Here is a 19,038-nt window from a genome sequence, read left to right as displayed (position 1 = left end):
ATTAAATATTTACTGCTATAAATAACACTCAAACAGACAGAGCCCTTTGATCTCTTTAACCAGTTCTATGTCAGTAAAGCCTGCATATTTTAAGCTTTGAAAATGTTCATGTTTCGACATAAACAAGTCATTATTGCTCATCGCATCTGATGCAAAAATATGGTCACAGACCAAATACAGAGCATCACGTTTTAATAATGTCTTTACTTGTTGATGAAATTGATTTGCATAGTTTTTATGGCGTAACTCATGTAAAGCTTGATGAATAATAATGGCATCATACTGTCCAAGCTGATCGCGCCAATCTTCATTTTTAAAATCAGCAATCAGATATTGCACTCTGTCTAACTCAGAAGAAATTAGCTTACTTTTAGAAAGCTCATGCATTGCATCAGAGAAATCTAGCGCTGTATATTCAATATCAGCACACTGGGTAAGTAAATGTTTGGCAAGAAAACCAGGACCTGAACCTATTTCTAAAATATTGAACTGCGAGTTTTGATCAGTTTGATAGTGTTTCTCTTTGGCTGCTTTTTGAATTAAATTCACATAATAGTCAAAAAACTCATACCGCCAAGGACGTTTTTCATTGGCTTCATTTGCCCATTGCAAAGCATCTTGCGGATTTTTTAAATCAATTGGACTCGGTACATCCTGAACACTCATTATAATTATTCCACTGAAATCAATATAAATTTGCTTACTATTTAGCCATATTCTAAAGCAATAAGGAAAAGGATTTTCGCTAACTTTGTAAATTATTTATTTTTAACTGCTGAATTGACATTGCCAAAATATCAAAGACCTTTTTATCCACACATTGTGCAACATTAAAGCGCATGAACTGTCCTGCATTTTCAGCTTGACTAAAAGAATTACCCGGCGCAAGAATTACGCCCTGTTTAAGACATAACTTTGATAATTCCGCTGCCTGTATACCATCTGGCAATTTGCACCATAAAAAAATCCCTGCTGTTGGCACAATCCACGGCTTTATACCGAGTTGCCCCAACTTTTGCATCATTTCATTGCTGACTTTAAGCAAATGTTTCTTTAACCAATCTAAATGTTTAGGATAACTGCTGTCCATTAAAGCTTGATAAATAATTTCTGCATTTAAATGACTATTGCTAAAGTTGGTCGCAATTCTTAAATCTATCAATTGATCAATCAGTTCTGACTCTGCAATGATATAACCGCAACGAATTGCTGCTGAAAGAGTTTTGGTAAAACTGCCAATCTGAATGACATGCTTAAAACCTGCTAATGAAGCATAACGTGGTGCTGGTGTATATTCAAAATCAGCAAAAATTTCATCTTCAATAATCAATAAATCAGTTTTCTCAACCAGCTTGGAAATTTGATAAACCGTTTGTAGCGAAATCGTGGCTCCTGTTGGGTTATGAATCCCTGAATTGGTTAAATAGATTTTTGGCTTTAAATTCAGTGCTTGTTCAAATTTCTCTACATCTGGTCCCGTTTCTGTAAACGGAATTGGAACGGCTTTTAAATGATGTGCCTTAATCAAGGCCCGGAAATTAAAATAGCAAGGATCATCAATCAAGATCACATCACCTGCACTAAGCAAATGTCTAAAAATTAAATCAATGGACTGAGTTGCTGAATCAGTAATAAGAATCTGATTCAATTTAAATTTTAAATCATACAGTTCTTTTTTTCTGGCAATAAATTTACGTAACTCCAAATGTCCATGCGGTGTTGCATAATCAGTAAGCATGATGATTTCAGATTTGGCAGCTTGTTTTAACGCTTTACGGATCGATTGCTCAGGCATCCAAGTGGTCGGTAACCAGCCACAACCCGGTTTTAGCACATCCGTCTTCGCCTCTAATGACTGCCTTGAAATCCATAAGGGATCTATTTCACGTTGATACTGTATTTCAGTATCAATCATTTGCATCGGTTCGGCTTTACCTAACACATAGTAACCAGAACCAAGACGAGATTCTAAAACACCTTCCGCAACTAATCTGGCATAGGCTTCAACGATCGTTGAAACAGAACAATTTGTTTGTGTAGCAAACTGACGGACTGAAGGTAAGCGTGAACCTGCAATCAAACTTTTATTCAAAATTTGATTTTTAATCATCAGCACTGTTTGTTCAATTTTAGTTTTTGCCATTTAAAACCACATATTTTAAAGATAAGAAATCTGAGAAAACTCGTTAGATTGAGTAGAATTGTACTGGTAAAAATAGCATAACAGTTATTTAAAATTGTACTGTAGTGTACATATATATTTCCAGTAAATAGCGATTAAATCATCATAAATTGACTGAGTAATTGATGATGGATAAAACAAATATTGGCTGGCTAAATGGTTTTATTGGTGTAGCGATTTTTGCTGGCTCTTTGCCTGCAACCCGTATTGCTGTCATGGGGTTTAGTCCAGAATTTTTAACCACAGCTCGGGCAGCCATTGCAGGAAGTATTGCTTTAATCTGCCTGTTTATTTTACAGCAATCAAAGCCTTCTTTTGCCCAATTTAAATCATTGGTTATTGTGGCTTTAGGTGTGGTGATTGGTTTTCCATTATTTACCGCATTGGCTTTACAAACAGTATCCTCGGCACATGCTATTGTTTTTGTTGGTCTCTTGCCTTTATCGACTGCAATTTTTGCAGTTTTACGCGGGGGTGAAAAACCTGCTACACAATTTTGGTTATTTGCATTAATTGGCAGCGCCATTGTGGTTGGATTTATGTTTTATGAAAACCGTAATTTAAGTTTTAGTGTGGGTGATCTCTATATGCTTGCATCAATTGTTGTCTGTGGACTGGGTTATGCTGAAGGTGGAAAGCTTTCAAGAGAACTGGGTGGATGGCAAGTGATTTGTTGGGCTTTGGTGGTTGCATTACCCTTGATGCTTATCTCAAGTCTATATTACCTACCATCAAGCTTTGCAAATATTCATTGGCCTGAAACAATTGGTTTAATCTATGTGTCGCTGTTTAGTATGTTGATTGGCTTTATTTTTTGGTACAAAGGCTTAGCGTTGGGCGGAATTGCCAAAGTTGGACAAATTCAATTGGTACAACCGTTTATTGGTTTAATGCTTTCAGCGGTTCTATTGGGTGAGCATGTAAGTTTTGCAATGATTGTTGTTTGTTTTGCAGTTGTGATCTGTGTTGCTCTGGCAAAACGATTTGCATAGAAAATGCAAAAGCTTAAGCATTTATTGACTATATATGTATATCGATTTAATCAAGTACAATGGGATAAATGCCTAAGCTAGAACAAAAACTGTCAATTACAGATATTGGGACAACCCAATATAACGCTTATAGGAACCGTATTCTCAAAAATGATCAAACTGACTTTTCCATTGATACTTATAGTGAATCATTTAAAGAAAACATTCCTAACAATAGCAAAGCATGTTTACAAGCAGTGAATAGCAAACGTTTTTTCTGGTTGAAATCGATGATTCTTGGTAAATTTTCAGATTTTCCCGGTGTTCGTTTAAATATCGAAATTGGTGAACTACGTATCGCCACTGCTGAAGAATTAGCAATGATTGAACAGCGTATCAAACCACTCTCATGGACTAAAGGGAGCCAATTGATTTGGTCTAGTTTTACCCATGTTCGAGATTTTAATGTGACTGGTTTTAAATGGATTCAATACCCAACTATGATGCCAAATCATCAGCTTTAAACTTACTTAAAGTAAGCCTATTTCTTTAAATAAGTTCTTATATGCCTCTGCCTTCTTATCCAGTGCTAATGGATACGCTCTTGATGAAGAAGGCATCCGATATAAACATATCTCTCGTTCAGCAAATATAGCTTGTGAGGATTGGCCTATCTGTGGCTTTTCAGTTTCTTCAGGCATAGATAACATCAGGGTATCTGTTGCCTTATCTCCAGTGGTCATGATGCTGTTACATTCAGGAATTTGCGCTAAAAGCTGTGATAGGTCTGTGGGGGTTTTAATCTGTAGGAATTTATCTGAGGCATTTCCTTTTAAGCGAATAACTTGATACGCCGTATCAAAAATTGCGATACCTTTTTCGATTAAGAACTCACGAATACGTTGTTCCTTAAAATTTTTATTAGGCAAATCTAAAAAGTGATTTTTATTTTCAAAGAAAATAAGCCCAAAAATCCGCCACATATCATTTTGATAATTCGGATAATAAAAATCCATCTTCCATCTGCTTTGAGGCGGTGGAAAGCTACCAAGCATCAATAGCTTGGCATTTGCAGGAAGAAATGGTTTGAGTGGGTGGGTTTCTATTTCGATATCAGTCATTTATTAAAAGAACCAAAGTTTATAATTTAGTGAAAAATTTTAATGATTTTATCTGGATTTTAATTTTTTACCTATGCCTTTTGGTATCTCTAATTTGTACTTTCAAATTTTTACAGAAAATTCGGGATATTCCTTTTTATACAGCACATTCAATTTGTTTATCTAATAAATGCTATTCCATTTTAAAGCTTGCTTCTTATCAGAAATAATCTATTGAAACAGGATGATTTGTGAATTGTTTTAACCCTCTATAAATAGAGGGTTTTTCCATAAATATGGAATAGAAAATTTCAATTCATTTTCTGGGGCTGAACATATAAATTTTATTTTGATCCAAAGGTATTAAGCAATGAAACCACCATCGACACTTAATTCAGCACCACTAATATAACTCGCCTGTTCACTCGCTAAAAATAAAACAGAATTCGCAATATCAATGCCCTCGCCATATCGACCTACTGGGATATTAGGCAGTAATAGGCTTGCTATTGGTCCATCTATAGGGTTCATATCAGTATTGGTTGGACCAGGATGAATGGTATTAATTGTAATACCTTTAACGCCAAGCTCTCTGACTAATCCTCGTGAAAATCCTGTGATTGCACCTTTTGTAAGAATATAAATTGATGCTCCACTAAAACCAGAATAATTGACCATCGTACTGCCTATATTTATTATTCTTCCGCCTTTCCCCATGTGTTTTAAACTTTCACGAGTGGCCAAAAATACCCCCGTAATATTGACAGCTACCAATCGCTCGAAAGCACTGATTGATACTGACTCTAGACTGCCTAAATGACTTATTCCAGCATTGTTGATTAATATATCGATTTTATGGAATTTTTTAGCGACATCTTCTATCGCTTTGATTAGCATTTCAGGATTTCCTGAATCTGCCTTTATCGCTATGGCTTGCCCACCATGAAACTCGATTTCTTTAATCAATTCTTCAGCTTTGATTTGCGAAGAATGATACGTAAAAGCAACTATAGCGCCATGGGCGGCTAACGTCTTGACAATTTCAGCACCAATACTTCGCGACCCACCGGTAACTAACGCAACTTTTCCAACCAGCGATAATTTATTTAACATTTCACATTACTCTTTCATTAAAGTCTCCCGACTATAAAATCAGTACTCATTGTGAAGTAGAGTGCTTTTGCTATAATCTTTTTCAAGTAAAAATTGAAAATAGAATATGGAAACGCTGTCTAATCTCGAATCATTTATAAAAAGTGCAGAATATGGAAGTTTTTCTGCCGCAGCACGACATTTAGGCCTAACACCTGCCGCAGTGTCTCGAAATGTAGCGCAGTTAGAGCAAAATTTAGGTGTTCGGCTTTTTCATCGAAGTACCAGAAATCTTAAATTGACGGAAGATGGTGAACACTTTTTTATCAGTATTCGAGACAGTTTAAATAGTATTCAGACAACTATTTCAGAATTTAATGTTGATTCGAGCAAGCCAAAAGGCATTTTAAAAGTCAGTTTAAGTGCTGGATTTGGGATGGAATATATCCTGCCATTGATGCCTGAATTTATTAGCAACTATCCAGATATCAAACTTGAGTGGCACTTATCTAATAGACAGGTCAACTTAATAACAGATAATTTTGATGTGGCAATTGGAAGTGGGATTAAATTAGGTCAAGGCATTATTATCAGACCACTATCCCCACTGCACATGATTATTGTTGCCTCACCTGATTATTTAAAACATAAAACACGGCCCAATCATCCAGCGCAAATTTCCGATTGGGATGGGATTGTCATGAAATCTCCTCAAACCGGTAAGTTACATGAATATCAATTTACAGGTCCAAATGAACAAGAGTTTTACCTTAATTTAAATGAAAAACTTATCGCAGATGATCCAAGTGCATTACATCAAGGCGCTGCTTTAGGATTAGGTGTTGCTGCGATATCCACTGCTCATGCAAGAAAATATATAGAAGATGGAACTTTGATTAGAATCCTACCTGACTGGTATGCAGATTTAGGAAATACCAATCTTTATTTTTCTAGCAAAAAACACATGCCAGCAAAAACTAGATGTTTTATTGATTTTATCGCGCTTAAATTTGAACAGCTAAAATTGAATCAACAACTATCTGCTTTGAATATGGGAAAAAACATCACACTTTCAATTAAAAATTAGTTTTATTGGTGGATTTTCAACAAATCGGAATAACTGTTTCAACTGTTCTGTAGCTACAAGGGACGCTTCAATACAACAATAATGTATTGATCAGTCGTTAGATACGACCCCTATCTATAGCAATGTTGGAGATCTATTTATGAATACTACGAATATACAAAATACTGAAAATCGTGAAATAACAGAAACTTTAGCTGTTTTAGAAAGGCATTTAAATGCTTTCCGCTTAGGTGATGTAGACTTAACAGTGCAAGACTATGCATCTGATGCCATCATTATCAATGGAACCGATACGGTAATACGTGGTACCGATCAGATTCGAGAAACATTTATAAGTGTATATCGGGATTTTTTCCCTGAAGGTACACGCGAAATTAGTATAGAAGAAAAAACAGTCTATGGTGAAGTCGCCTATATTCGCTGGTCAGCGCCTAATGCAAAAATGGCCACGGATACGCTGATTGTGAAAAACAATAAAATCGTGGTGCAAACCTTTGCTTGTCATTTCGGTTAACGAATCTCAGAAATAAATACATGTCAGCTGAATTTAAATTAGCCAATACATTCTATCTAGACATTCCCAAAATGGATGAAATACTTCTTATTTTAAGCAATGAGCACAAGGCAAAAATCTGAGTGACACTGTTTTTTTTCATCCATTCTGCGGAAGATCATCATTTAGGTAAGATTATGCCTCGATCACCCCATATACAGAAATCAACTGATAACCCCTCTGAAACAAAACCTTATACCCTGGCATGGATCAGTATTTTAAGCTTTTTAACCTTGCTCGGCCCTATGTCAATAGATATGTATTTACCTGCATTTCCTGAAATTGCAGTAGAGTTTGGTGTGACAACCAGTGTTGTGTCTTCATCATTGCCCGCATATTTTTTAGGTTTAGTCATTGGTCAACTTGTTTATGGCCCGATTAGTGATCGATTTGGACGTAAACCACCGCTATATTTTGGATTAACTTTATTTGTGATCGCATCTGTTTTGTGTATTTTTACCACACAAATAGATCAATTGTTAATGACAAGAGTATTGCAAGCTTTAGGTGGTTGCGTTGGGATGGCAATGGTCCGTGCAGCGATTCGTGATCGATTAACACCTAAACAGTCTGCAAGAGCTTTATCCAGCATGATGCTCATGATGGGACTCGCACCAATTCTTGCACCGATATTGGGTGGATGGCTTTTAGTCAATTGGGGATGGCAAAGTATTTTCATTTTCCTTGCCTGTTTCGGTGTCATCAATATTGTTCTTGTGCATTTTTATTTTGAAGAAACACTGAATGACGATAAAAGAAAATCTCTTCATGTTGGCGATATTTTTATCAATTATTTCCATGTTTGTCGGGACAAAAGTTTTTTAACCCCTACACTTATAGGTAGTTTGTCTTATGCAGCATTCTTTTCTTATATTGCCGCTGCACCAGCGATTTTCATTGATCAATTCCAGATAAAACCTGAAAATTTTGGTTATTATTTCAGTATAAATGCCGCTGGCTTGATTATTTTCTCGCAAATCAATCTTCGTCTGATTAGTCGATTTAGCCTTATAAGAATCTTATTACTTGGTATTCTAATTCAAGTGATGAGTGCGATTTGGCTATTTATCTCGCCTCGATATGATTTGGTCAATCTATCCTCAACCATGCTCGGATTGTTTAGTCTTGTCGCAGGTCTTGGATTGGTAAGTGCAAACAGTAATGCATTGGCATTATCTCAACAAGGTCAACGTGCTGGTACTGCAAGTGCACTTCAAGGTGCTATTCAATTCTTAATTTGCTTAATTGTGGTACCGATCAGTCATACTTTTAATTTTAATCCACTTATGAATCTATCAATGATTATTATGCTTTGTACAATGTTGGCATTAATTCTCACAATGATATATCAGAAAAAGTTCCATACCATTTAAGACATCGCTAATGATATTGTGTAAATTGGAATAAACAGGAAATACAAACCTCAAACGCTCAAAATCAATACAGAAAATGAGCGTTTGTAACTTTGTATTATCTTTTAAAAATAATTACTTGAGCCTGTAAATTACTTTTCTATTTTAGGGAAACTGATAGATCTTTTAAAATGTTCATTATCTGAGTGCAATTGATAAACAAGCCTGCTGGATCAGCTCTATTACTGAAATAACGATTAAGTATAAAAACATTTGCAACTTGTAAAATTTCCTTTTTGATCAACATAAACATGGCAAGTTCTTTCATGAATACCATTGTTATATAGACGAACCGTTAAATGTAAATGCTCGTCAGTATTAGATGTGTGCGGGCCTGCCACAGCCATTGCTCCGGAACGATCTCCCTTTTTCATTGCATAATTTTGCACAGTAGGGCAAGAATTAACCACACTAGAGGCTGTTCTTTTTGACATAGGAATTGTACTTACAGCATTCCAATTTGATGAAAAATCCAAATATGCTGAGAATACTGCAGAGCTCGAAAATATTGTGATAAGTACTATAGCTTTTTTAATATATGATTTTAACATTCTATATTCCTCATATTATTAATATTAAACTTCTTGCATTAGTTAAAAATTAAAATAGTAATTATCTATAAGTTTTTATTAAGCTTAAGGACTACTAAAATCAAATTTAAGCAAGAAGTCTATTAGTGTTATTAAAAAATTATGACAATGGAATTATTTCACCTTCGGCTGGTGCTGTATCTGAGCCTTTTCCTGCTGTTCCTTTATCCGCAAGAAATCTAAATTCGGCTGTCCCTTTTTCGGTCTGTATAGTTCCCCCAATAGTAGACTTCCGTCATAAATCAAAAAACGTACAATTTATTTGATCTTAAATTAATCAGCAAAATTATTTAATTCAAGGGATAATCCTTGGATGAAATTCAAAGATATTCAAAAATTATCAGACGTTAAGTTTCGTAGGCTTACCGGTGTTAGTTGGGCTACATTTAACCTCATGTTGGCCGAGCTAAATAAGCATTTACCTCGTCATATTGGTAAAGGACGACCGCATAAATTACCGTTGGAAGATCGCTTGCTCTTATGTATAGAATATTGGAGAGAATATCGAACATTTTTCCATCTTGGTATGAGTTACGGTGTATCTGAAACGAGTGCAATTCGTATCACACGTGTTATTGAAGATACCTTAATCCGTTCTGGAAAATTTAACTTGCCAAAACAACTTCCTAATCGAGATGAAGTGGATTGGGAAGTTGTTGTGATTGATGCAACTGAAATATTAGTTCAACGTCCAAAAAAAACAGAAGAAATGGTATAGCGGTAAAAAAAAGCGACATACCTTTAAATTTCAGCTATCTATGCACTATACAACAGGTGAAATACTGAGTGTATGTGGAAGTCATGGAAGCATGCATGATTTTAAAATATTTAAAAAAAGTATGAGGAAATTAAAATTTAAGCCCTTTTTTATCGTTGATAAGGGGTATTTAGGGATAAAAAAATTGGGTTTTGGATGCCTCATGCCATCTAAAGCAAAGAAAACTGAAAAATTAGATTCTGAATTAAAAAAGTTAAATAGAGAGATTGGTCGTAGACGAATTCAAGTAGAGCATGTATTTGGAAGGATGAAATGTTTTAAGATTTTATCTTGTGTATATAGAAATCGTCGTAAAAGATTAAACCTGCGGTTTAATTTACTTGCTGGCATATACAATTTAGATTGGGTGAAAGATAAACAATTAAATTGATTGAAAAATGATTTATGAAGGAAGTCTAGTATATAGCTGTAGATCACCACTAACGGAATAATCATTTTGACTATTATCAATCTCAAACTTTAATTTTACACTCGATTGACTCTTAGCTATTTCAAACATTTTATTAATAATGGTTGTAATCTGTTCTTCATTTAATCCACTTTTCTGCATATTTTCAGTTGTTTTATCATAAGAGGCTGATGCACCAGCACTCCAAAATGACCAAATACTGAGATTGGCACTTGCATGTGTTTTTTCATACTCTTTAAATTCTTTTTGAGTTGATGCATTTACCATACTTAGAACCAAATCATTTAATTTTTTTACATCTTCAGATGTAATAGCCATAACTTTTATTTTTGCCTCTAATGTGCCTTTTGTATGTGCAGAAACTGTATAGCTTAAACCTGTAAAAGATCCTGTACCTTGAGCCTTAACACTAAAGCCAGTAGATGTCGATGGAGTATCTGTTGCAGTTGCTGTTAATACAGACCCTTCAGGAAACGTAATGGTAATTTGTGATTCATTTGACATTTTAACCTTCCATTTTTCGAAAATAAAAAATTAATATATCTAGAATAATAATAGATAAATATACCTAGAATTGGGTATATAGTATAAGAGTCAACATTAAAATAATCCATCACTTGAAGATTTTAATATTTCAGATGAGTTAAATTATCTATCTTGATATAGATATTAAATCAAAGCACCCTTTGAATGAAGCTAAAAGGATCCAACTTGTTAAGGGTGCAATTCATTTAAGTATTTTAAATACAACTTACACAATAAAAATCAGTAGCCATTCGCGCTTAACTTAACTCTCATAGGTTCTGATTCAGCTTGAACCATTTCTTTTACTTCATCAGTTATTTCAATACCCATTTCTTGTAACATTAAGAACGTAAGTTCTGAAGTGCTCTCTGCAAAATCTTTGCTATCTATTAACATTTTAGGTAATCTTGTGTTTTTAGGAAAATCTGGAAAGAATTCATAAAAATCCTTTTTATTTTCAACGCCTAAATAAATAAATCTTCGCCATTCATTTGTTTGAATGTCGCGTACAAAAATAACGTCCGCCTCAGTCAGCATAGGCTTTTTGAAAAATTCATCTTGTAATCGCATAGGAACAACACAAATTTCACCTACACTGGAGATATAATTTAACTTTGGTTTTAAAAAGGAAGAATCTATACTTTTATAAGAACCATCTTTAGCTAAATCCTGTATTGTTTTAATGTCTTCTCTATACTCAGCATCACTGATCCAGTCAGCTGAAGAAAAGGTTTTTCCTTGATGCTTGGATTTAAGTTTACGGTCATATTCAATCTGATCATAAAATTTTAGAACATCATCAAGTGAACCATTTTTTAGTATTTCGACTTCCTTGTCAGCTTGCTTATTAAAAATCTCATAGCTTTTTTCACACTGTAAGTTCTCTGCAAAGGAGAAACTTGATGCTAAGGTTGTTAAAGCAATAATGAATATTTTTTTCATGAAATACCCTCTTAATATTTTGAGGATAAGATACTCAGGTTGAGATCAGAAATAAACCTTACAAAAAATTTATTTAACACAACACATTAGCTGATTTTTTCAACTTGACCACTAAGCTATTATTTTTAAATAAATTTTAACAACATCCTGACAAGACTATTTTGCATCAAATCTCTTTATGACGGGTCAACTCTTTATTGCTGCTGTGATTACTGGCTTTAAAAAATTACTAGAAATTTCATATAGAACAAAGCTTTAATCAATATTCTTAGTTCTAATAAAAGTCGTTACATCAATTCCACCCGTATAAAAAATACAAAACTTGGCGATGTGCTGTTTTTAATCGGAAAGTTCAAATAAAATCATTAAACATCTTGAATTTGTAACAATTTCAAGATATGGTAATAAAAATCATTGCATATCTCGGTAATATATTTGATAGTTAAGGTTCTTTAAGATTTATCTAAATATTAACTGACTTTATACAACCGAAAACTTTTTCTTAACATTAAAAATCAATTCGTTATGAACATTAAACTTTTTACAGCATTATTCTTGATCATTGCCCTGTCTGCTTGCAATAAAGAGCCTGAGCAGCATGCAACTGCGCAAACAGATCGACCAACCCTCACTGCACAATTTGAACAATCAGATGAAATGATTAGTAAATATCTTGATCAGCTTGATGATCCAAATACAACATTGGATGATAAGACCAGAATCGTATGTCAAGATTATCCTAAAGAATACAAATCGAATTACATGCCAAATTTACTTAAATTAAATCCTGAGAACTATACTGAAGCTAAATTACTTTCAGACTTAGATATTGCTTTAAACTATTACAAAGAAAAAGAAAATATTCAGTGTAAAGATACAAAATAGTGATTTTAGTTAATTAATTTTTTTCTAGCGAAATCAATAAAGCAATATTTTATGAATGGCGTTGATACTTTTTTGAATCGTGCTTTTAGGCTTTTATTATAGTCAAAGATAGAGATTTGAACGTTGTATTAGCTAAATTTGCTAAAAATACACTGTGAAATTTGTTTTGCCCAAATTTGATAAATTTCCTGACTTGGGTGAAAACCATCACGTGCCATTTGTAAATTTAAAGTTTTAAAATGGGCTAAATCAAAACGAATCAATTGATAATTGATTTTATTTTCGATGAAGTGGGCTAACTTTTGATTCATTGCACTCGAATATTGTCCAAACAGCCATCCCAGTGGATTTGGTAATGCTGGAAACAGATTCATTGGAGGAACACCCGTGACTAAAATCATCTTTGGTAAAAACTTAGCTTCAATTTCTGTATAAAGCCCCCTTTGTTGCTGAATCCATTTTTGTGGTGAAATGAGTTTTGTGACATCGTTTACTCCCACCGATGTAATCACAACATCAAACTGTTGATTGTCTAATTGCTTGGTTCTTTGCAAAATTTCTAAAGTGCTATCTCCTGTTTTCGCTTCTAATTGATAAGTGACTTCAAAATTAGAGGCTAATTCATCGAGTACACATCCCAATAAGGCTTCACGTTGATCTTCAACCCCCACACCTGCGGCAGCAGAGTCACCCAAAATTAAAATAGATAGTGCTTTTCCTTGTCCTATAACACCTTTTCGCAATCCTTGAGGTTCAGCTAATCGGGGTGTATTTTTCTTGACGCGATAACCTTGAAGGATTAATGCGGGAACGAGAACAATGGTAGAGATTTTTAAAAGCATATTTGAGTACCAATCCAACAAAGCTATCTCAAAATCAGTCAGAGTCAGATATAGCTTGTCGCAATATTAAAATCATAAAGTTCAATGTCGATTTTACTTAATTGTATGGCCAAGTTGCTATTGGACTAAATCAACAAAATTTAAGGCAAAAGCAAATATGAATGTACCAATAAACTCAAAAACTAAAACCGCATACTTTCTACTTTTGCTCATCAAATAGGCATTATAGGTCCCGATTAAAATAATACCAAGATACATTAACTTTTGAATATCATCCATTTGCATCAGGCATTGTTGAATTTCACAGTGCTTTTCAAAAAAGAAGAGATACAAGATACGCGCAAGAAAAACTAAAAAGCTGGTCAGGAAAAAACCCAATACGATAAACATGTTAAAATTCTCATTATTTTTTATCCAGTTAGATTTTAAAGCTTTATCTATGCAATGCAATAAAAAAGACCCTTGATGGGTCTTTTAAAGCTAAATAAAGCTCAACCGAGTTTATTCACAATTTTTAATGGCAATATTTTCATGGCTAGTCCTATCGGCAACCAAGGCCATTGTGGTACATAAGCTTTAACAGGTTGTTTTTCAATTGCTTTAACCAATAAATGAGAACCTGTTTCAACATCGACCTCAAACGGTAGTTTTTTTGCCCCTTCATTAATTTCAGTACGAATATAACCAGGGAAAATCGTAGAAACTTTAATTTTCGTGTCAATTAACTCAGCACGTATTCCTTCCGCTAAAGCAGCCACACCAGCTTTACTTGCGCCATATGCGGTCAAGTGTTTAGGCATACCACGAAGTGCACTCATAGACGAAATCACAACCAGATGACCAAACTTTTGCTCACGGAATATTTCAACAGCAGCTTCACACTGTGCCAATGCAGAAATAAAATTGGTTTCTACAGTTGCACGGTTAATCTCAAATTTACCATTGCCAATTCGACGACCATCACCAACACCTGCATTGACGATAATACGATCGAGCTTACCAAAGTCTTGCTTAAATGCTCGAAAGACTTGAAAAACTTGCTCATAGTTGGTCACATCTAAAGTTTTGGCAATCACTTTGATACCATATTTAGACTCCAACTCTTGTTTTAAGCTTTCCAAACGCTCTAAACGACGCGCACAGACCGCTAAGTTATAACCTTTTTGTGCAAATTCTCGTGCCATTCCTGCACCGATTCCAGAACTTGCGCCTGTGATTAAAATGGTTTTTGCCATGACAAATTCCTTAAACTGTTTTTATATTTCTAAAAGTGCGACTTTAAATCCACGTCAATAGTTGCGGATCTTCAGCCTTAATAAAATGATGTTCATTCAAGCTCAATAATTGCGGTTCATTTCCCACCAGTCGTAATGTGGTTAAACTGGTATTGGCAATTGCCCAATTCAATGCAAAGGTTTTATTGGCGCTTAACTCCAAGAGTTTTCCTGCAACAACTGAAATAACACCGCCAGAAGTAAATACGATTGCATAGCGAGGTTTGGTTTTCACCAGCTCATCACATAAATTCTGTAAAGCCGTTTCTACACGGTTTTTAAAATCTGGCCAAGATTCGTCATACTCATGGTGATATTCACCACCAGTCCAACGCTCAATTGCCCCTTCAAAAATTTTTGCCAAATAGGCACGTGGACTTTTTTCTTTGGCAACATCCTGTTTAAGTAGATGCGGTTGATTAAAACGCGGATCATATTGAGCAAAAACTTGTTGGTGGTTAAATTCATTCCAATGATGGTCAGTCACAATTTGAGCATCGGAAAAACTTTCAGCCAAAGCAAAACTTGCTGTTTGCTGATGGCGTAACATTGAACCTGCAACCACATAAGGCTCTTCTTTCAAAATTTTATCGAGATATTGCCCCAATAGTTTGGCTTGTAACTCCCCATTGGGTGAAAGTTTGTCATAACTCTCTGCACCAAATGACGCTTGTCCATGACGAACGAGGTAGATTGTGGTCATTTTCCTAAAATTTCCTTAAATTTTTCAAGATATTTCTGTGCAACTTCATTGGCTTCAATTTTTTGTAAACCGATAAGTTTTAATGCACGAATATGTAAGGCATGAATCACAATCCAAAAATCTTTAAAAGCAGGATTATCTGTTTGTTTATGATAGTAACGATAATAAATTTGCTGTGCGATTACAGCTAAACGGAAAATACCAAATACTTCGTAGAATGCCCAATTATCGGGTTTTAATCCGGTTTTTTCTAAATAATATTCAACCACTTCTTTACGGGTAAGCATCCCTTTTAAATGTGTAGGCTGGCGACGGGTTGATTTAAAAATTTGGTTTTCTGTATCTTCCACCCAATAGGCCAAAGCAGAACCTAAATCCATGAGAGGATCACCAATGGTTGCCATTTCCCAATCCAATACACCAATCACTTGGGTTGGGTTTTTAGGGTCAAGAATAACATTATCAAAACGCCAATCATTGTGAATCAAACACGTGTTTGAGTCAGCAGGAATATTTTCATTAAGCCATTTACGTACAAATTTAAAACTCGGCACATTGATGGTGTGCGCCTTTTCATAACGTGCATCCCAACCTTCAACCTGACGACGACAATACCCATCACCTTTTCCAAGTTTTTCGAGTTCGGTGCCTTGATATGGAACTTGATGTAATTCAATCAGCTTGTCTAAGACATTAATACACAATTCATGCACTTGCTGTTGAGTAAAATTCAGTTCAGGGGGCAGTTTGGCACGCGGGATAATACCTTCAATGCGTTTCATCACATAGAAGTCACAACCGATTACAGATTCATCCTGACACAGCGCAACCATTTCAGGAAGAACTGGGTAGTATGGTGCAAGCCATTTTTGTACATGATATTCACGCGCCATATCATGTGCAGATTTCGCCTTTGTCCCTTTGGGTGGACGACGTAAAATTAAATCAGCATTGTCATATTTTAAACGATAGGTCCAGTTTGAAGCTCCGCCAGAATATTGAGTCACTTCTACATTGCCTGAAATTTCAGATCCATTTTCAATGAGCCAATTTCCGACAGCACGAATGTCCAGCTCCTCTCCTTCACGTATACTTCCACCAATATCAATGACTGACATATTATTTCCCTGAATCTTATGTTTTAAACCATACATCTATAAAGAATGATACTTTTAACTAAAAACTTCATTTGCTCACTACTTTATATATAACACCTCTAACATAAAGCAGTTATTTTTTATCAGCAAATTGTTATTTTTTACGCGAGCCATAACCTCGTTTTTTTAATTCTAATTTTGCAATCATCCCTTTATGCACTTCATCTGGGCCATCCGCTAAACGTAAACTGCGGGCTTGAGCAAAGAATCCTGTTAAAGGTGTATCTCGTGATACGCCCATGCCACCATGAATTTGAATAGCCATATCAACTACTTTTTCAAGAACTGAAGGTGCAACAACTTTAATGGCTGAAATCTCGGTAAGCGCAGCCATAGTCCCTTGAGTATCCATTTTATACGCCGCATACAGGGTTAACAGTCGTGCTTGATCAATCGCAACACGAGCATCTGCCACACGTTCTAAATTTCCACCTAATTTAAGCACTTCTTTACCAAAAGCAGTTCGACTCATTCCTCGATCAATCATTAATTCTAATGCTTTTTCAGCAGCACCAATGCATCGCATACAATGATGAATACGACCCGGACCTAGACGCCCTTGTGCAATTTCAAACCCTTGTCCAGCACCACCAATAAAATTACTAACAGGTACACGAACTTGATTAAAACTAATTTCGCCGTGTCCATGTGGCGCATCATAATCACCAAACACGGGTAACATACGTTCAATGGTCACGCCTTGAGTATCCACAGGCACTAAAACCATGGAATGCTGATGATGACGATCTTTGCTTTCATCAGGTGTATGCGCCATAAAGATAATAATTTTCGCATTTGGATCTCCCAAACCTGAAGACCACCATTTACGACCATTCAATACAATTTCATCACCATCTACCACTGCAGTCGCCTGCATATTGGTTGCGTCCGATGAAGCAACTGCTGGTTCAGTCATACAGAATACTGAACGGATTTTTCCTTCTAATAGCGGCTTAAGCCATTGTTGTTTTTGTTGATCTGAACCATAACGCCATAGCACTTCCATATTGCCACTATCTGGAGCATTACAATTAAATACTGTGGGTGCGATTAAACTACGGCCTGACAGTTCTGCGATATGGGCATATTCCTGTACAGATAAACCTGCACCCAAGACTGGGTCTGGTAGAAACATGTTCCAAAGTCCAGCAGCTTTTGCTTTATTTTTCAGGACTTCAAGTTGTGCTGGCCATTGCCATTTTGTCCAATCACCGCCTTGATTCAGATGATGGACTTCATTCCAAAAATCAGCTTCTACAGGTTCAATTTCATTTTTAATAAAGGCTTTGGTACGTTCTACAAATTCTTGCGCACGTGCTGAAAGTTCAAACATGCTTATCTTCCTGTAAATATATGGATAAATATTTGAATAGTGACTCTTTACTTTACCTTAGCTGAAAACCTATTATGAACCAAATGATTTAATTCAATACCTCACTATGAATATGATTCATAATAAAACTAATCTTGATATGTCGATTTTCAATCATATTGATATTAATTTATACCCACTTTTTATCACCATTTATGAGCAAAGAAATATTTCAAAAGCGGCAAAGATTTTATGCATTACTCAGTCTGCTGCAAGTCATGCTTTACAAAGACTTAGGCTGCATTTGCAAGATGATTTATTTGTTCGCGCTGGGAGTAAAATGCTGCCTACCCCTTTTGCTGAACAGATTTATCCATCTGTACAAAATGCTTTATTTGCTTTTCAAAATATCTCCAAACAAAAACAACAGTTTGATCCCAGTTCAGTACAAACCTTACGCATTGCAATACATGATGAAATTGAACCAATTATTTTTCCCAAATTGATTCACCATTTCCAAAAATTGAATTCAACCATTCAGTTTCTAAGTACCAAGCTTGACCGCAAAAATGTAATTGCTGATTTAGCTGCTCAACAAGTCGATTTTGTCATTGATCTAGAACAAAATTATGGTGATAAAATTAATTATCAAAATTTGGTTCAAGATCATTTTGTGATTTGTTCTCAGCATACAAATATCAATTCTGAACTGTATTTTGCATCACCTCATATCGGTGTTTCTTCACGCCGTACAGGTTTGCTTTTAGAGGACATATATTTAAATCAAGCGCAATTCCGCCGTCAGATTTTTATGCGTTGTCAACATTATTCAACTGCTCTACAAGTTTTAGCACAGTATCCTGATGCGATGTTAACTATTCCAAAGCAAATACTGGCACATTTACATGTTGATCAAAGTATCAATATTTTTGAGCATCCAATTGATCTACCTGTATTAAATATGGGAATTTATTGGCAGGGTGCGCTAAATGAAAATTCTAGGCACATTTATTTAAGAGAAGAAATTTCTCAAATTTTTGCTTAGGCTATTTTATAAACGATTGATTTAACATGCGGTTAAGCCGCTTACGTACGATCATCCCTATTCTTAATGATTTTCTTCATTCTAGTAGGTGAAATTAAGCCACTTATCTATTCCATTCGACATTTCATACATTGAACTCAAATTATAAAAATAAGACATAAAATCCATGTTAACCATGA

20 protein-coding genes and 2 pseudogenes are annotated in these 19,038 nt (G+C 35.2%); 9 read left to right on the top strand and 13 right to left on the bottom strand.

The window, feature by feature from the left end; genetic code table 11:
• Nucleotides 1-15: 15 nt before the first annotated feature.
• Entirely contained in the window at nucleotides 16-666 is a 651-nt protein-coding gene (locus tag MTO68_RS11520) for a class I SAM-dependent methyltransferase (protein ID WP_244015939.1), read from the bottom strand.
• A 79-nt stretch (nucleotides 667-745) separates the two neighbouring features.
• Entirely contained in the window at nucleotides 746-2,143 is a 1,398-nt protein-coding gene (locus tag MTO68_RS11515; RefSeq protein WP_244015938.1) for a PLP-dependent aminotransferase family protein, read from the bottom strand.
• Between the two features lie 167 nt (nucleotides 2,144-2,310).
• Here MTO68_RS11515 and MTO68_RS11510 point away from each other — a divergent pair, with 167 nt between their 5' ends.
• Together MTO68_RS11510 and MTO68_RS11505 are read left to right on the top strand one after the other, a co-directional pair.
• Nucleotides 2,311-3,174 carry a DMT family transporter gene (locus MTO68_RS11510; protein WP_034610565.1) on the top strand — a complete coding sequence of 288 codons (864 nt, stop codon included), beginning with the start codon at nucleotides 2,311-2,313 and terminating at the stop codon, nucleotides 3,172-3,174.
• Nucleotides 3,175-3,279: 105 nt separating this feature from the next.
• Nucleotides 3,280-3,677 (top strand): annotated as a pseudogene (locus MTO68_RS11505) (pyridoxamine 5'-phosphate oxidase family protein); the annotation flags it as partial.
• Between the two features lie 6 nt (nucleotides 3,678-3,683).
• Here the strand turns inward: MTO68_RS11505 and MTO68_RS11500 are convergent.
• Nucleotides 3,684-4,274, bottom strand: a complete 591-nt coding sequence (locus MTO68_RS11500; protein WP_244015937.1) for a uracil-DNA glycosylase family protein — start codon at nucleotides 4,272-4,274, stop codon at nucleotides 3,684-3,686.
• 342 nt (nucleotides 4,275-4,616) lie between these two features.
• Nucleotides 4,617-5,366 (bottom strand): 3-oxoacyl-ACP reductase family protein, encoded by a 750-nt coding sequence (locus tag MTO68_RS11495; RefSeq protein ID WP_034610512.1) that lies wholly within the window; start codon nucleotides 5,364-5,366, stop codon nucleotides 4,617-4,619.
• A 106-nt stretch (nucleotides 5,367-5,472) separates the two neighbouring features.
• Between MTO68_RS11495 and MTO68_RS11490 the strand changes: the two genes are divergently transcribed.
• From MTO68_RS11490 to MTO68_RS11480, 3 genes are all read left to right on the top strand, one after another.
• Nucleotides 5,473-6,432, top strand: a complete 960-nt coding sequence (locus MTO68_RS11490) for a LysR family transcriptional regulator (protein ID WP_244015936.1) — start codon at nucleotides 5,473-5,475, stop codon at nucleotides 6,430-6,432.
• A gap of 139 nt (nucleotides 6,433-6,571) precedes the next feature.
• Nucleotides 6,572-6,946: a nuclear transport factor 2 family protein gene (locus MTO68_RS11485; RefSeq protein ID WP_096734091.1), complete on the top strand. Its 375-nt coding sequence runs from the start codon at nucleotides 6,572-6,574 to the stop codon at nucleotides 6,944-6,946.
• 176 nt (nucleotides 6,947-7,122) lie between these two features.
• Nucleotides 7,123-8,358: a Bcr/CflA family multidrug efflux MFS transporter gene (locus MTO68_RS11480; protein ID WP_244015935.1), complete on the top strand. Its 1,236-nt coding sequence runs from the start codon at nucleotides 7,123-7,125 to the stop codon at nucleotides 8,356-8,358.
• A 236-nt stretch (nucleotides 8,359-8,594) separates the two neighbouring features.
• Here MTO68_RS11480 and MTO68_RS11475 read toward each other — a convergent pair whose 3' ends face one another.
• Nucleotides 8,595-8,948 carry a hypothetical protein gene (locus MTO68_RS11475; protein WP_244015934.1) on the bottom strand — a complete coding sequence of 118 codons (354 nt, stop codon included), beginning with the start codon at nucleotides 8,946-8,948 and terminating at the stop codon, nucleotides 8,595-8,597.
• A gap of 352 nt (nucleotides 8,949-9,300) precedes the next feature.
• Between MTO68_RS11475 and MTO68_RS11470 the strand changes: the two genes are divergently transcribed.
• Both MTO68_RS11470 and MTO68_RS11465 read left to right on the top strand, forming a co-directional pair.
• Entirely contained in the window at nucleotides 9,301-9,705 is a 405-nt protein-coding gene (locus MTO68_RS11470; protein WP_008942454.1) for a transposase family protein, read from the top strand.
• A gap of 37 nt (nucleotides 9,706-9,742) precedes the next feature.
• A pseudogene (locus tag MTO68_RS11465) lies at nucleotides 9,743-10,135 on the top strand (transposase family protein); the annotation flags it as partial.
• 12 nt (nucleotides 10,136-10,147) lie between these two features.
• On the opposite strand, the gene MTO68_RS11460 reads toward MTO68_RS11465, so the two are convergent.
• A complete protein-coding gene (locus MTO68_RS11460; protein WP_244015933.1) occupies nucleotides 10,148-10,678 on the bottom strand; it encodes a hypothetical protein in 531 nt (176 codons plus the stop codon).
• A 261-nt stretch (nucleotides 10,679-10,939) separates the two neighbouring features.
• Nucleotides 10,940-11,641, bottom strand: coding sequence for a hypothetical protein (locus MTO68_RS11455; protein WP_244015932.1), 702 nt, complete (start codon nucleotides 11,639-11,641; stop codon nucleotides 10,940-10,942).
• Between the two features lie 525 nt (nucleotides 11,642-12,166).
• Here MTO68_RS11455 and MTO68_RS11450 point away from each other — a divergent pair.
• Nucleotides 12,167-12,526, top strand: coding sequence for a hypothetical protein (locus tag MTO68_RS11450; RefSeq protein WP_244015931.1), 360 nt, complete (start codon nucleotides 12,167-12,169; stop codon nucleotides 12,524-12,526).
• Between the two features lie 128 nt (nucleotides 12,527-12,654).
• Here MTO68_RS11450 and MTO68_RS11445 read toward each other — a convergent pair whose 3' ends face one another.
• From MTO68_RS11445 to MTO68_RS11420, 6 genes are all read right to left on the bottom strand, one after another.
• Nucleotides 12,655-13,368: an SGNH/GDSL hydrolase family protein gene (locus MTO68_RS11445; protein ID WP_244015930.1), complete on the bottom strand. Its 714-nt coding sequence runs from the start codon at nucleotides 13,366-13,368 to the stop codon at nucleotides 12,655-12,657.
• A gap of 117 nt (nucleotides 13,369-13,485) precedes the next feature.
• Nucleotides 13,486-13,758, bottom strand: coding sequence for a hypothetical protein (locus MTO68_RS11440; RefSeq protein ID WP_004821469.1), 273 nt, complete (start codon nucleotides 13,756-13,758; stop codon nucleotides 13,486-13,488).
• A gap of 101 nt (nucleotides 13,759-13,859) precedes the next feature.
• Nucleotides 13,860-14,603 carry an SDR family oxidoreductase gene (locus MTO68_RS11435; protein ID WP_004720558.1) on the bottom strand — a complete coding sequence of 248 codons (744 nt, stop codon included), beginning with the start codon at nucleotides 14,601-14,603 and terminating at the stop codon, nucleotides 13,860-13,862.
• Between the two features lie 43 nt (nucleotides 14,604-14,646).
• Nucleotides 14,647-15,345 carry a histidine phosphatase family protein gene (locus MTO68_RS11430; protein WP_004821465.1) on the bottom strand — a complete coding sequence of 233 codons (699 nt, stop codon included), beginning with the start codon at nucleotides 15,343-15,345 and terminating at the stop codon, nucleotides 14,647-14,649.
• Entirely contained in the window at nucleotides 15,342-16,463 is a 1,122-nt protein-coding gene (locus tag MTO68_RS11425; protein ID WP_244015929.1) for a phosphotransferase family protein, read from the bottom strand. Before MTO68_RS11425 ends, MTO68_RS11430 begins: the two co-directional genes overlap by 4 nt.
• 133 nt (nucleotides 16,464-16,596) lie before the next feature.
• On the bottom strand, nucleotides 16,597-17,835 hold the full coding sequence (locus tag MTO68_RS11420) for an acyl-CoA dehydrogenase family protein (protein WP_004821461.1): 1,239 nt from the start codon (nucleotides 17,833-17,835) through the stop codon (nucleotides 16,597-16,599).
• A 106-nt stretch (nucleotides 17,836-17,941) separates the two neighbouring features.
• On the opposite strand from MTO68_RS11420, the gene MTO68_RS11415 reads away from it, so the two are divergent.
• Nucleotides 17,942-18,859, top strand: a complete 918-nt coding sequence (locus MTO68_RS11415; RefSeq protein ID WP_244015928.1) for a LysR family transcriptional regulator — start codon at nucleotides 17,942-17,944, stop codon at nucleotides 18,857-18,859.
• Nucleotides 18,860-19,038 lie beyond the last annotated feature (179 nt).

It is taken from the genome of Acinetobacter sp. NyZ410 (assembly GCF_022828975.1).
GTDB classification, from domain to species: Bacteria; Pseudomonadota; Gammaproteobacteria; order Pseudomonadales; family Moraxellaceae; genus Acinetobacter; species Acinetobacter guillouiae.
This window is presented reverse-complemented; position numbering and strand designations above follow the sequence as displayed.